13 protein-coding genes are annotated in these 13516 nt (G+C 44.0%); 10 read left to right on the top strand and 3 right to left on the bottom strand.

The genetic code is table 11. The features are described 5' to 3' along the window. Nucleotides 1-100: 100 nt before the first annotated feature. Together ACFPZG_RS02430 and ACFPZG_RS02425 are read left to right on the top strand one after the other, a co-directional pair. Nucleotides 101-1258 (top strand): saccharopine dehydrogenase family protein, encoded by a 1158-nt coding sequence (locus ACFPZG_RS02430; RefSeq protein ID WP_317941355.1) that lies wholly within the window; start codon nucleotides 101-103, stop codon nucleotides 1256-1258. A gap of 203 nt (nucleotides 1259-1461) precedes the next feature. After that, nucleotides 1462-2652 carry an acyl-CoA dehydrogenase family protein gene (locus ACFPZG_RS02425; RefSeq protein WP_283733147.1) on the top strand — a complete coding sequence of 397 codons (1191 nt, stop codon included), beginning with the start codon at nucleotides 1462-1464 and terminating at the stop codon, nucleotides 2650-2652. Nucleotides 2653-2884: 232 nt separating this feature from the next. Here ACFPZG_RS02425 and ACFPZG_RS02420 read toward each other — a convergent pair whose 3' ends face one another. Continuing rightward, a complete protein-coding gene (locus ACFPZG_RS02420; protein WP_283733146.1) occupies nucleotides 2885-3460 on the bottom strand; it encodes a Uma2 family endonuclease in 576 nt (191 codons plus the stop codon). A 132-nt stretch (nucleotides 3461-3592) separates the two neighbouring features. On the opposite strand from ACFPZG_RS02420, the gene ACFPZG_RS02415 reads away from it, so the two are divergent. The 4 genes from ACFPZG_RS02415 to ACFPZG_RS02400 all read left to right on the top strand — a co-directional run bounded on the left by ACFPZG_RS02415 (nucleotide 3593) and on the right by ACFPZG_RS02400 (nucleotide 6071). Then, nucleotides 3593-4834: a serpin family protein gene (locus ACFPZG_RS02415; protein WP_317941354.1), complete on the top strand. Its 1242-nt coding sequence runs from the start codon at nucleotides 3593-3595 to the stop codon at nucleotides 4832-4834. A 189-nt stretch (nucleotides 4835-5023) separates the two neighbouring features. Next, a complete protein-coding gene (locus ACFPZG_RS02410) occupies nucleotides 5024-5389 on the top strand; it encodes a DUF2089 domain-containing protein (RefSeq protein WP_317941353.1) in 366 nt (121 codons plus the stop codon). Between the two features lie 12 nt (nucleotides 5390-5401). Continuing rightward, complete coding sequence (locus ACFPZG_RS02405) at nucleotides 5402-5788, top strand: SHOCT-like domain-containing protein (protein WP_283734535.1); 387 nt, start codon at nucleotides 5402-5404, stop codon at nucleotides 5786-5788. 1 nt (nucleotide 5789) lies between these two features. Next, entirely contained in the window at nucleotides 5790-6071 is a 282-nt protein-coding gene (locus ACFPZG_RS02400; RefSeq protein ID WP_381426388.1) for a hypothetical protein, read from the top strand. A gap of 289 nt (nucleotides 6072-6360) precedes the next feature. On the opposite strand, the gene ACFPZG_RS02395 is transcribed toward ACFPZG_RS02400, so the two are convergent. After that, on the bottom strand, nucleotides 6361-7242 hold the full coding sequence (locus tag ACFPZG_RS02395) for an SDR family oxidoreductase (RefSeq protein ID WP_283733142.1): 882 nt from the start codon (nucleotides 7240-7242) through the stop codon (nucleotides 6361-6363). A 125-nt stretch (nucleotides 7243-7367) separates the two neighbouring features. Here ACFPZG_RS02395 and pcp point away from each other — a divergent pair, with 125 nt between their 5' ends. Then, nucleotides 7368-7970 (top strand): pyroglutamyl-peptidase I, encoded by a 603-nt coding sequence (gene pcp, locus ACFPZG_RS02390; protein ID WP_317941351.1) that lies wholly within the window; start codon nucleotides 7368-7370, stop codon nucleotides 7968-7970. Nucleotides 7971-8410: 440 nt separating this feature from the next. Here the strand turns inward: pcp and ACFPZG_RS02385 are convergent, their stop codons facing one another. Next, entirely contained in the window at nucleotides 8411-9724 is a 1314-nt protein-coding gene (locus ACFPZG_RS02385) for a short-chain fatty acid transporter (RefSeq protein ID WP_317941350.1), read from the bottom strand. A 141-nt stretch (nucleotides 9725-9865) separates the two neighbouring features. Here ACFPZG_RS02385 and ACFPZG_RS02380 point away from each other — a divergent pair, with 141 nt between their 5' ends. The 3 genes from ACFPZG_RS02380 to ACFPZG_RS02370 all read left to right on the top strand — a co-directional run bounded on the left by ACFPZG_RS02380 (nucleotide 9866) and on the right by ACFPZG_RS02370 (nucleotide 13489). Further along, nucleotides 9866-12016 carry a beta-propeller domain-containing protein gene (locus ACFPZG_RS02380; protein WP_283733141.1) on the top strand — a complete coding sequence of 717 codons (2151 nt, stop codon included), beginning with the start codon at nucleotides 9866-9868 and terminating at the stop codon, nucleotides 12014-12016. 219 nt (nucleotides 12017-12235) lie between these two features. Continuing rightward, nucleotides 12236-13024 (top strand): threonine/serine exporter family protein, encoded by a 789-nt coding sequence (locus tag ACFPZG_RS02375; protein WP_381426397.1) that lies wholly within the window; start codon nucleotides 12236-12238, stop codon nucleotides 13022-13024. Nucleotides 13025-13039: 15 nt separating this feature from the next. After that, on the top strand, nucleotides 13040-13489 hold the full coding sequence (locus ACFPZG_RS02370; protein WP_283733140.1) for a threonine/serine exporter family protein: 450 nt from the start codon (nucleotides 13040-13042) through the stop codon (nucleotides 13487-13489). Nucleotides 13490-13516 lie beyond the last annotated feature (27 nt).

The raw sequence follows: 13516 nt of genomic DNA, 5'->3' as shown, positions 1-13516 counted from the left end.
AGTTGAACCAATCGGGCATTTACTGGCTGTTTCCCCAAAAGGGGGGCATTACAGCCAGTTAATGCGGGATAATATAATTTCGGGATAAGGAGATGTTCATATGAAAGTGGTCGTATTGGGAGCGGGGTTGATGGGGAAAGAGGCAGTACGCGACCTTGTGAAAAGTGACGATGTGACGAAAGTATATTTGGCTGACTTGAACTTAAGACCGGCGGAAGATTTTGCGGAACAGCTCATGTCCGATAAATTGGATCTTTTGCAACTTGATGCGACGAATGATCTCCAATTGCAGGAAGTGATGGCTCTTGGGGACGTCGTCATCAATGCACTTTTCTATACATTCAATGAAAAAGTTGCGCGGATTGCCGTTGACATCGGCGTCCATTCCATCGATCTCGGCGGACATATTGGTGGTGCGACGGATGCCGTATTGGAACTTGCAGATAAAGCCGCGTCAAAAGGAGTCACAATCATTCCAGACCTCGGGGTAGCCCCCGGTATGATTAACATTCTTGCGGGATACGGTGCCGAAAAATTAGAAAAAGTCGATACCATCAAGCTTTATGTCGGTGGAATCCCCGTGAAGCCGGAGCCTCCGTTGAATTATAATGTTGTATTTTCACTCGAAGGCGTTTTCGATCACTACACAGATCCATCCCATGTCATCCGCAACGGAAAATTAGTTGAGGTTCCATCATTATCCGAAGTGGAACCAATCTATTTCGATGGATTTGGTGAATTGGAGGCATTCCATACTTCCGGTGGAACATCGACATTAACGAAGACATTCCCTAATGTGCAAACGTTAGAATATAAGACAATCCGTTACAAAGGCCATGCCGAAAAGTTCAAATTGCTTGTCGACCTTGGACTGTTGTCGCGCGACACCGAAGTGACGATTGGCGATAGAAAAGTGAAAGTCCGTGATGTAATGCGTGAACAGCTTTCCCCGCAATTACGGTTGGGCGACAAATCAGATGCAGTCCTCCTTCGAGTAATTGTCAGCGGCGAAGCGCGTGGCATTCCAGCGACATATGAATATAATTTGGTGACGGAAAAGGATTTGTCTGTTAATGAAACCGCAATGGCCCGCGCAACAGCAAATACAATCTCAATCGTCGCACAAATGATAGGCAATGGAACAATCACAAAACGCGGCGTTCATCCACCGGAGAATATTGTACCGGGCGAGCAATACATCGAGGAAATGAAAAACCGCGGAGTCGTTATCGAAGAGACTGTCAAAACGCATGTTTAATCATATATAAAAAAACTTAGTAGTCCTGCAATGCTTTAGGATTGTAGCATAAGGCGGCGACTCCTGCGGGAATAGCATGAGCTGAAGACCCCGCAGGAGCGTAGCGACGAGGAGGCTGAAGCCATGCCCGCGGAAAGCGTCCGCCTGAAGCGGAAATCCGGGTAATCATGGAAATTATAATACAGGGTAAGGGGTGGGAGAGGATGGATTTTAGTTTTACTGAAGAGCAAAAGATGTTACGAAAGACAGCCCGTCAATTTGTAGACGATGAAATCATGCCACATATTCAAAGATGGGACGCGGAAGGTGGATTCGACCAAGCCATTTGGAAAAAGTTAGCCGGCCTGGGATTCATGGGTGTTTGCATCCCTGAAAAATACAGCGGCAGTGGAATGGATTATAACTCACTCGCCATCCTTTGCGAAGAACTCGAACGCGGGGATACGGCATTCCGGACAGCTGTTTCCGTCCATATCGGTCTAAACTCAATGACGCTCATGCAATGGGGAACAGAAGAACAGAAGCAAAAATATTTAGTTCCACAAGCAAAGGGTGAAAAAATCGGTGCATTCGGACTGACAGAACCAGGAGCTGGCTCAGACGTTGCAGCTATGGCGACGACAGCCGTGCGCGATGGGGACGAATACGTCATCAATGGGCAGAAAACATGGATCTCGCTTTGCGATGTGGCGGATCATTTCCTTGTTTTCGCCTATACCGATAAATCGAAGAAACACCACGGCATCAGTGCCTTCATCGTCGAGCGCACGACACCGGGTTTTTCATCGAAAGCGATTAAAGGAAAGTACGGCATCAGGGCGGGCAATACGGGAGAATTATTCTTCGAAGACATGCGCATTCCTGCCTCGAACCTATTAGGTCAAGAGGGTGAAGGATTCAAGATTGCGATGTCCGCGCTTGATAATGGGCGTTTCACAGTCGCAGCAGGAGCGGTCGGCTTAATCATGGGTTGCCTTGAGGAAAGCGTGAAGTATTGCCATGAGCGCGAAACATTCGGGAAACCGATCGGTAAGCATCAGCTTGTCCAACAAATGATTGCCAATATGGAAGCGGGCTATCAAATGAGCCGCCTCCTCGTTTACCGTGCAGGTGAATTGAAGAATAAAGGACTGCGCAACACACGCGAAACATCCCTTGCCAAATGGCAGGCATGCGATTTTGCGAATAAAGCTGCAGACGATGCATTCCAAATTCACGGAGCTTACGGCTATTCGGACGAATATCCAGTCGCCCGATTCCTCCGAAACTCGAAAGCGCCGGTCATTTATGAAGGAACCCGCGAAATCCATACGATCATGCAGGCGGAGTACGTATTGGGCTACCGGGAAGATAAAAAGTTAAGTCATATGCTGCCGGAATGGCCGTTTGAATGAATGACATGTCGGTTAATGCCAAGAGTCTGCGAGCTCTTGGCGTTTTTCTTATGGTCGGAGGGTAGGGCGAAGGTGACAAGATAAGCATAAGTAGGGGAAACTCGAGCAAAAGATGCACAAACTTGAGCAAAAACAATCCGAACTCGAGCAAAACGCACGCTAACTCGAGCAAAACTTTTACACAATTTCTCCCCGATGGAAAAAAGCGCCAAAGGGTTAATCCTTCGGCACTTTACTCCTTAAATATGTTTTTTAAGTCAATTTCTAATTCGGGGAAAATCCCAGCGGTCAGCAAATCATCTTTCGCAAGGATTCCCGCCTGCACAAATGAAGCTCCCTGAAGTGAATAAATCTCGACTGTCATATTATACGGGTCGACAATCCAATACTCTTTAACCCCGGCTTTTTCGTAACTATTATATTTGATTAAGCGATCGTTTCTTGCGGTTGATGGTGATAACACTTCTACAATTAGGTCGGGTGCGCCGTAGATGTTTTTATCGCCGATTTTATGGGGATCGCAAACTATGAGTAAATCAGGTTGGACCCAATCCAAAATAGCATCTGCTTTTGTATTCTTATCGGCAAACAAGCAAACATCCATCGGTGCCAAAAAAGCCATGCACTTCTTGCCCCGTAAAAACATCTTGAACTCTGCAGTCAATTCGCCGACGATATCTTGATGTTTTGGGGTGGGAGAAGGTGACATACTAATTATTTCACCATTTAGTGCTTCTGAATTGAAATCATTGTCCCACTCCAAATAATCTGCATAGGAATATGTTTTTTTTCCTTTTGGCAATACCATATAATCACCTCGGCTTACAATTCTTATTATTATGATTATAGCACGGGAACATCATGTTTGCGTCATTCTGAGATGGGAAATGTAACTTTACCCAATCAAATTCGGTCTAATGAACAAAGGATGGTGGTTGAAGTGAAAAAGAAAATCGCTACATCGTTAGTCGGCATGAGCCTATTAATACCTTTATCGGGTTGCGGTACTGATTCAAACCATAACAGTCTGCAAATTTCCAAAGACGTGGAATTCGGTGAACAGGACTATGAAAAGATTATCACCCCGAATAATGAGCTTGGATTTAACTTATTGGATGAAGTTGAAAAGGATGATGACGGAAATCTATTCATCTCACCAACGAGTCTGTTAATGGCACTGGCGCTTGTTTATAACGGAGCGGACGGTGTAACAAAGGAAGAAATCGCGATAGCCTTGCAAATACCAGAGATGGATGCGACAGAATTAAATAAAGCAAATGCATCCCTAATGACTATGTTGAATAAAGCTACCGATGGCATTCAGCTACAAGTCGCTAATTCCATTTGGCTCAATGAAGACTACCGTTTCCAAGATGACTTTGCCAAACGAGCGAAGGATTACTTCAATGCTGAAATCCAGGAAATCGATATCGCGAGCGATGACTCACCAAAACGCATTAATAACTGGGTGAAGGAAGCAACGAATGGCAAAATCGACAAAATGGTTGAAGGCAATTTGGATGAAAACTTAGTCGCCATGCTACTGAATGCAATTTATTTCAAAGGGGACTGGCAATACCCATTCGATAAAAGATTAACCGAAAATCGGACGTTCCATCTTGCGGATGGGAATAAAATTAACGCACCGTTCATGTCGCTTCAAGAAAAACTATCCTACATGGCGAATAGTGATTACCAGGCGATTAAACTTCCTTACGCAGACGGTGGAATGAGCATGACGATTGTTCTTCCAAATGACTTGAAAAAATTTGAAAGCGATCTATCTGCCGAGAGTTGGGAGAAAATCCAATCAGGAATGAAAAAAACGCGTGGAACAATCCTTCTCCCGAAATTCAAACTTGCCTATGAAACGGAGCTGAATGAAGCTTTGAAAGCCCTTGGCATGAAGAGCGCTTTTAAGGAAGGTGCTAATTTCAGCAAGATGATCGAAGGGGACGAATCTCTTCTCATTAACAGAGTCAAACAAAAAACATATATTGATGTGAATGAAGAAGGAACAGAAGCGGCAGCTGTAACTGGTGTCGAAGTAGGAGTCACATCTGCTCCTCCTGACGATCCTTTCATCATGGAAGTGAACCGCCCGTTTTTCATTGCGATTACCGATGATGAAACAGGGGCCATACTGTTCATGGGTTCAATTTCCAATCCGACAGTAAAATAAGTAGTTAAAAGTGGCAAAGTCTACGGTAGGCTTTGCCACTTTTTATTTTGAAATTAAAATCTATAGCTATTAACAAACATGAAATTAATTATTTTAATGCGGAAGTTAATATATTTAAGTTTTTGGTTGATTTTAATTGAGAACTAACATATGATGGTATTAATTGAAAGGGGAGAGGTGATACCGGTTATGTCATACCCCATAATTAGCCATTGCCCTGTGTGCGACGAAACATTGAAAGTCACCAGGCTGCATTGTTCAAAATGCCATACAACCATTGAAAATGAGTTCGAATTAACAAAACTAGCTGCCTTATCGGGCGAACAACTCCATTTCGTTGAAGTGTTTTTGGCATGTAGGGGAAATATCAAAGAGGTTGAAAAGGAATTGGGAATTTCCTATCCAACCGTACGGGGTAAACTGAATGACGTCGTCAGCTCACTTGGATACGAAGTGAAAAAGAAATCCAATGTCGATGAGAAAAGTGTTGTTGCTATGTTGGAAAGCGGAGAAATCTCCGCAGAAGAAGCATTACGGCTTTTAAAAGATGAATAGGGGGAATTCATGATGAAAACTGAAATTGAAAAAGTGTTAACGATGGTGCAAGAGGGGAAAGTCGATGCTACGAAGGCATCCGAGCTAATCGAAGTATTGAACAATAGGGAATCCGGGAGCAGTCTATCATCGAAGAAGACTGCATATGCAGATAAAACACTTAAAATTAGGGTAGTATCTTCGGATAATGATAATGTGTCCGTCAACTTGCCAATCAAGCTCATCAAAGTCATGCTTAAAGCGGGGTACAATATCGCGGGGAATATCCCTCAATCCGAGAAGTACGTGAAAGACCTTGATATCGATATACTCATCGAAGCAATCGAAAATGAATTGGACGGACCAATCGTCGACGTCAAATCAGCCGATGGCGATACAGTTTCCGTGTTCATCGAATAATATGCTGAAAGTCAAAGTTAAAACCGAAAAGTTCAAACTTTCCATTCCGCTACCGTACATTTTCCTATCATTAGGAATATCAATTATTAGCTCTAATAGGCTACGGAAACTGATAAACGAGCAAATCGCTAAAAATGCGGATGATAAGTCGAAAGCATATACAATTCCAGAATTGGATAAACATGAACTCAAAAGCATCGTTTCCGAGATGAGAAATCATAAGGGAACTGGATTAGTAAACGTTAAAGCAAAAGACGGAACAGAAGTTATTGTGAGATTATGAGTTACGATAAAATAATATGAATCAAAAGCCTTCCACCTGGTCGTGGAAGGCATTTTTTGGATGTTTTATTTGTACGTGGGTTGCCATTTGAAATTGTACGCTCAAGAAGTGTGTTCCCGCGCTCATAGAAGGCAGCATCACGCTCAAGAAAAGCGATTAGTGCTCATAGAAGGCAGTTCCACGCTCAAGAAAAGCGATTCGTGCTCATGGAAGGCAGCATCGCGTTCAAGAAATGCATCCTCGTGCTCAAGAAATACAACTCGCGCCCAAACACCCGGACCCCTACAAATTAAGACCCCACATAATCTCCACCGTCAACATGAATCGTCTGCCCGGTCATGTAACTTGAATCGTTCGAAGCCAAAAATACATAAGCAGGCGCATTTTCCGCGGGTTGGCCACGGCGTTTTACCGGTGTATCCGCCCCGTGCTGCTCCACCTTTTTCGCGTCAAATGTCGCGGGAATAAGTGGTGTCCAAATTGGGCCAGGCGCGACCGCATTTACACGAATGCCTTTATCGGCCAAATTCAAGGCGAGTGACCTGGTGAATGTAGTAATAGCGCCTTTCGTTGCTGAATAATCGATTAATCCTGGGGAACCGTTATAGGCCGTAACGGAAGAAGTATTGATAATGCAATCGCCTTCCTTCATATTCGCCAACGCAGCCTTTGACAAAAAGAACAAACCGAAGAAGTTCGTTTCAAATGTCTCACGAAGCTGATCGCCCAAAATTTGGGAGATGTCATCCTGAGGAAACTGCTTTCCTGCATTGTTCACAAGGATGTTCAAACTGCCGAACTCCCGCACTACTTCGTCGATCAGCTGCTCGCAATTCTCCTCTTCACTTATATCTATACGGATTTTCTTCGCTTTCCCACCATATTTCTCGATAAGTTCAACAGTTTTATTCGCATCAACATCTTCAGCCTCATCTAAATAGGCAATCGCCACATTCGCGCCTTCTTTTGCGAAGGCGACTGCAACGGCGCGTCCAATTCCGCTATCGCCACCTGTAATCAAGGCGTTTTTCCCGTTTAATTTTCCAGACCCCTTATAATTTTCATCATCATATAATGGTGGTGGATCCATTTCTGCTTCAATCCCCGGCTGATGGTCTTGGGTTTGAGGCGTCACTTGCTCATCTTTTTTCTCGTATTTATCTTTCGTCATTTCATACTCCTCCTTGGAAAAGTCAATGTATTGGAGTATTCCCTGACAGGTGCAATATAAACTTTCAGACAACTACCTAAAATAGTTCGGATTCCGTTATAATGTTGTAAAGGGGGATGTTGAAAATGAAGAAATTATTGCTAACTGGTTTTGAACCATTCTTGAACTTTCCGATTAACCCAACCCAAAAGATTGCTGATGAATTGCATGGCATGGAAATTGGGGGATACAAAATTCATAGCGAAATCCTGCCGGTCGATTTCAGTGTTTCCGGCGACCTCGTTATTTCGCATATTGAAAAACTACAACCGGATGCGGTTTTATCGCTTGGCCTATCGGGAGGTAGATTTAAAGTAACACCTGAGCGGATCGCCATCAATGTCAATGACGGTGCGAAGGATAATAGTGGACATGCACCCGTTGATGAACCGATTGTTGAAGGAGGGGCAGATGGGTATTTCACGAATCTACCTATCCGAAAAATGGTCGAGGCTATGAAAGGGAAAGGGTTGCCTGCGGAAATCTCGAATACAGCAGGGGCTTATTTATGCAACCATGTCATGTATCGGGAATTGCATTATGTGAATGAACAGCGTCCGGATATGCTTGCGGGTTTCATTCATATCCCTGCTTCCCATGAACTCGCGGTTGAACATGGCAGAGTGCCAAGCTGGTCACATGAAAATTTAAAAAAAGCAATTGTAACTTGTATCGAAGTGATAGGTTGAAAATGCCGGGAGAAGCGAATCTCCCGGCATAAATAATTTTCGTGGAGTAAAGGAGAACTCTTGTCCCGTTAACGGGAACTCCCGTAGAATAAAGGAGAACTCTTGCTGCATAAACGAGAACTTCCGTGGAGTAAAGGAGAACTCTTGTCCCGTTAACGGGAACTCCCATGGAGTAAAGGAGAACTTAATGTTACGTTGACCTGACAAAGGTTCAATCTTCCGCATCCAAGGTCCATTCTTCCTCGTCCAAGGTCCGTTCTTTCTCTCAAAGGTCCATTCTTCCGCGTCCAAGGTCCGCTCTTTCTCTCAAAGGTCCATTCTTCCGCGTCCAAGGTCCATTCTTTCTCCCAAAGGTCCATTCTTCGCGGCACACTGCATTCACCATAAAACAAAAAAACATCCGAAGCCGTCAAAGACACTTCGGATGTTTTCCTATTCCATTAAAAGAAGAATAGACCGATACTGATCACAATACCGCTCAATAGTAATACGAACACACAGTAACCCATGATATCCTTCGCGCGCAATCCCGCAATCGCGAGTGCAGGCAATGCCCAGAATGGTTGGATCATATTCGTCCAAGCGTCACCCCATGCAATCGCCATCGCGGTTTTCGAGTAGCTGACGCCAAGAGTTTGGGCTGCCTCAAGCATGATTGGTGCTTGAACTGCCCACTGGCCGCCGCCTGACGGTACGAAGAAGTTAACAAGACCAGCGGCATAGAATGTGAAGAGCGGGAATGTCGCCGCTGTTGAAACACTTACGAACCATTGGGACATTACACTCGCCAGTCCTGAATCTACCATCATGCCCATGATACCAGCATAAAACGGAAACTGGATGATAATTCCGCCAGCCGTCTTCACTGCATTCGCAACTGCAGCAAGAAAACGTTTCGGTGTCCCGTGGAAAATGATGCCAAGAATAAAGAAAATCAAGTTGACGATATTCAAATTCAAGTCGAATCCTTTGGTGACAAAGTGGTTTACGAGATAGACGACACCTAAGGCACCAACAAGCATCGAAAGGGTTACACTGTTTTCGAGGCGTGCAGCAGGCGTTTTATCCTGAACCTCTTCCACTTCGATTTCATCATCCAATAGTTTTGGATCGACGGTAACCGTATCCTCCGGCTTTGGCATCATGAAACGGTTTAACAACGGTAAAGTAAGAAAAATGACTGCAATAATAAATAAATTATACGTTGAAAAAATCGTTTCCGTAGTAGGGACGACACCCATCATGTTAGCGAAAGGATGATTCTCTGTTGCAATAGACAATGGGATCGATCCACCGAGTCCGCCATGCCAAATGATGAAACCAGAGTAAGCGCTTGCGATTAACAGCCTGTAATCGACAGTTTTCACTTTCTTTGCGATTTCCTTAGCGAATAACGCTCCGATGACGAGACCGAACCCCCAGTTGATCCAACAAGCGATGAGTGAAATGACAGTTACAAGCAGAATCGCTTGTCCTGGCGATTTCGCCAATCCTGCCATTGAACTTAATATTTTCTTGAAAAACGGACTGCTTGCCAATACATGCCCCGCAACTAATACGATCACCATCTGCATCGTAAATGCAAGAAGCCCCCAGAATCCATTACCCCAGTGGACGGTCATATCGAGCGGACTTGAATCAGTCAGGCCCATGCCAAGTAAAAAGACGACGAGCGTTAGAATGGCCACGAATATGTAAGGATCCGGTAAATACCTTTCCATGATCGTGTTCGACCATCTTGTTAGCGTTTTCATTTCTCTAAATCCCCCTTTGTTTTTAATACACACCAATACTATCATATTCAAGTTGATTAATAGAAATGTTATTTCTAAAGTGAAACTAAATTACGATTAAACAGTCTACTTTGTAAAGAGGTATTTAGGAGGGCGTAGAACGTGAGAAAACCGCTTGTTTGGATTAGCACAGCTTCGATTATCATCGTGTTAGTTATATGTTTCGCTTTTATGATTAAGAAGGTAACTGTTTCCGCTGCAGGTACGGCACTATCCGATAATGGGTGGAATGCCTATTTCTCAGAACCACTTGTTAAGGATTCTATAACGGCGGGATATATTTATGTGACCGATCAGCATGGCAAGAAAGTACAGGCTGAGATGGAGCTTTCGAAAGACGGGCAAATTGTTCGAGTTAGTGGGTTAAAACCAGGGCAGTACACATTGCATTTAGATGACAAGGCGGTAAACGGTAAGTTTTTCAAATCACTTAAGTTAGATAAACTTGAATTCACTGTTTACGATTCCATCGATTCGATCAGCTCTGCGAAAGATTTGAAAGCGTATTTCGAGACAATCAGGGATATGCAAATGCAAACTCGGGAAGGTTCCTTAAGGGAAAGGTTTGCGTTGAGTGATTCCCCTGCGGATTCCACGAAAGCAGAAAGTGGAAGCGCTGACTATTCATCAACCAACATTCAAGTGGAGGGTGTCGATGAATCGGATTTTGTCAAAACAAACGGAGACTATTTATATACCATCTTAGGTGGGACGTCTGTGCAAATCGTTGATATCAGGGATTCAAGCAAAATGAAAGTCGCTTCCGTTCTTAAAATAGAGGAAAATCACTATGACTCACAGTTATTCCTGCATGGGGACTTGTTAATTGTTCTTGGGGATAAATTCGAGCCCTATTCGGAGAAAAGAGTGGCAGCCGATATGATCATGCCTGCAAACAGTATGAGCACAGTGAAAATATATTCGATAAAGGATCCGGAAAACCCGGAGTTCATTCGTGAAGTCGGAATTGAAGGATATTTGAACAGCGCACGGAAAACCGGAGATATGCTCTACTTAGTGACCAATATGCATCCGTATTTCTGGGCAATGGATACAATTGAGGGAGAGACATTACGACCGGTCATTCTTGACTCAAATGAGGAAAAAGAAAAGAGTTATTTGGACTTCAAAGACATCTCAATTTTACCCGGTGCAATGGAGGCTTCGTACACGGTCATAACGGCAATTGATCTGTCCACACCGGAGACAGGGAAGCTCGAAACGAAGGGGTTTCTTGGTAGCAGCAACCAATTGTATATGACGAAGGATCATTTGTATTTGACTGCGATGAAATATGAGATGGAGAAGAGTCCCCGCGGTATTGAAATGATGATCTGGAATCCAGGTAAAGCAAGTACAGAGTTCTTTAAGTTTAAATTAGATGGAACAAAAATCGATTTCTATAGCTCCGCGGAATTGAAAGGAACCATTCTGAACCAATTCTCGATGGATGAATACAATGGCAATTTCCGGGTCGTCATGACGGAAGGGAATATGTGGGATGAAAAGAATCCATCGAAAAATCACTTGTTCATTCTGAATGACGGCATGCAACAGGTCGGCTCAGTGGAAGGCCTTGCAGAAGGCGAACGGATTTACTCGGCTCGATTCATGGGGGATAAAGCCTATATGGTCACTTTCAGAGAGACAGATCCGTTGTTTGTCCTTGATGTAGCGGATCCGGCAAAGCCGAAAGTGTTAGGAGAACTGAAAATTCCGGGCTTCTCAAACTATTTACACCCGTTAGATGAAAATCATTTAATTGGATTTGGATATGAAACGGTTTCGAAGAAAAATCCCGGCGGAGGCGAGCCGTTAATCATCACAAAAGGTATGAAAATATCGGTTTTCGATGTCACTGATTTCCATAATCCAAAAGAAAAATACACAGAAATTATCGGAGGACAGGGAACCTATTCTCCGATCCAATACGATCACAAAGCGCTGTTCCAGCATAGGAATCGTAATCTGTTCGGCTTTCCTGCAAGTATTTACGAAGAAACGGATAAGGAATTCGAATTGGACTATAAAGGATCCGGCGCATTGGTATATGAAATCACTTCAGATAAGGGAATTGTGTTGAAAGGTGATTTGGTAAAAGAGAAAGCCGCTGGGCAGCAGTATGAAGAGTGGGAAAACCAAGTTCAACGGTTAATTTACAGTGGAGAAAAGCTGTATACAATAGCTTCACGTGAAATCAACAGCTATGATTTGAATAGCTTTATGGAAATTGATTCATTGAAGTTGAAATGAAGTGAAACGGGGCAGCGGGATGCCCCGTTTTTTTGATGTTCACTGTTAGGGGAGGTTTATACGTGAGTTTCGGGATTTATGCTTGAATTGCCGGGTTTATACGTGAGTTCTGGGATTTATGTATGAATTGCCAAGTTTATGCGTAAGTTCTGGGATTTATGCGTGATTCAACGGATATGCATCGGAAAGTACGATTGTCGGAGAATCGCGTTGTCTTTTATTGATGTATCCACTAAAATTGATAAAAAGGGTATCGGGGGTGGGGACTTGTCGAATAAAGAGGTCGCAATTGATTGTTGTCTGCTTGCAGGACGTCTGATGATGGAGGCCGGGGCGGAGACATACCGTGTTGAAGATACAATGGAGCGCATGGCTCGGACGCAAGGTCTTGATGAAGTTGAAAGTTTTGTGACGCCTACCGGCATTATTTTGTCACCTGGAAGTCCCCATCATACAAGGCTCATCAGCATTAAAAACCGCTCCACTGACCTCGAAAAGGTGGCACTTGTCAATGATGTTTCAAGAAAATTATCCGCTAAGCAGTACACAGTAGATGAAGCATATAAACGTTTGCGTGAAATCGAACGGACGAACGTAATGTTTCCATTATGGCTTCAAATTCTTGCAGCAGGTATTGCGAGTGCAAGTTTCCTCATTCTTTATGAAGGAATATGGATGGATGTACCTGCCGCTTTCCTTGCCGGGGGAGCCGGGTATGTATCCGTGACAATCATCCAGGAACTTACAAAAGTAAAGTTCTTCGCCGAGTTCATTGCCGCCTTAAGTGTGGCGCTTGTCGCATTCATAGCTATACAGGCGAATATGGGAGAGCAGATTGATAAGATAATCATCGGCGGGGTTATGCCGCTTGTTCCAGGACTGTTGATCACAAATGCGGTTCGCGATTTGATGGCGGGACACTTTATGTCAGGCGTGGCGAAAGGGGCGGAGGCATTTCTAACCGCCTTTGCAATCGGGGCAGGTGTCGCACTTGTATTGTCTTTTTAGGAAGGGTGGATGTAAATGGGTTGGTTAGTACAGGCCATCCTCAGTTTCCTTGCGGCTGCAGGATTTGGCATCATTTTTAACGCCCCGCGAAAAATGCTCGCATACTGTGGATTTGTAGGTATGGCAGGATGGATGGTCTATAGCGTATTCAATGTATTGTGGGGCGACCTTATTAAAGCTTCATTTTTAGGGGCATTCGTTGTTGCGCTCGTTGCTCATATATTTGCAAAACGATTCCGGACTCCGATGATCATCTTCAGCGTAGCTGGTATCATCCCGCTTGTTCCAGGAGGCACGGCATACAATGCGATGCGCCACTTCGTCGAAAACGACCACCTGACAGCAATCTCCTTCGCAACACGCGCCCTAATGGTATCAGGCGCAATCGCAATGGGACTCGTTTTTGCAGAAGTAATCATTCAACTATTTTTTAGATCCCGAATGAAGAAAAAGGGAGTTCAGTAATTAATAAATATAAAAAAGACGGAGCAC

The sequence above is a fragment of the Sporosarcina thermotolerans genome (genome assembly GCF_042658975.1).
GTDB classification, from domain to species: Bacteria; Bacillota; Bacilli; order Bacillales_A; family Planococcaceae; genus Sporosarcina; species Sporosarcina thermotolerans.
This window is presented reverse-complemented; position numbering and strand designations above follow the sequence as displayed.

Bases quoted from the DNA above. Each gene is read 5' to 3' on its own strand.
- ACFPZG_RS02430 (WP_317941355.1), top strand. From the start codon at position 101: ATGAAAGTGGTCGTATTGGGAGCGGGGTTGATGGGGAAAGAGGCAGTA.
- ACFPZG_RS02425 (WP_283733147.1), top strand. From the start codon at position 1,462: ATGGATTTTAGTTTTACTGAAGAGCAAAAGATGTTACGAAAGACAGCC.
- ACFPZG_RS02420 (WP_283733146.1), bottom strand. From the start codon at position 3,460: ATGGTATTGCCAAAAGGAAAAAAAACATATTCCTATGCAGATTATTTG.
- ACFPZG_RS02410 (WP_317941353.1), top strand. From the start codon at position 5,024: ATGTCATACCCCATAATTAGCCATTGCCCTGTGTGCGACGAAACATTG.
- ACFPZG_RS02405 (WP_283734535.1), top strand. From the start codon at position 5,402: ATGAAAACTGAAATTGAAAAAGTGTTAACGATGGTGCAAGAGGGGAAA.
- ACFPZG_RS02400 (WP_381426388.1), top strand. From the start codon at position 5,790: ATGCTGAAAGTCAAAGTTAAAACCGAAAAGTTCAAACTTTCCATTCCG.
- ACFPZG_RS02395 (WP_283733142.1), bottom strand. From the start codon at position 7,242: ATGACGAAAGATAAATACGAGAAAAAAGATGAGCAAGTGACGCCTCAA.
- pcp (WP_317941351.1), top strand. From the start codon at position 7,368: ATGAAGAAATTATTGCTAACTGGTTTTGAACCATTCTTGAACTTTCCG.
- ACFPZG_RS02385 (WP_317941350.1), bottom strand. From the start codon at position 9,724: ATGAAAACGCTAACAAGATGGTCGAACACGATCATGGAAAGGTATTTA.
- ACFPZG_RS02370 (WP_283733140.1), top strand. From the start codon at position 13,040: ATGGGTTGGTTAGTACAGGCCATCCTCAGTTTCCTTGCGGCTGCAGGA.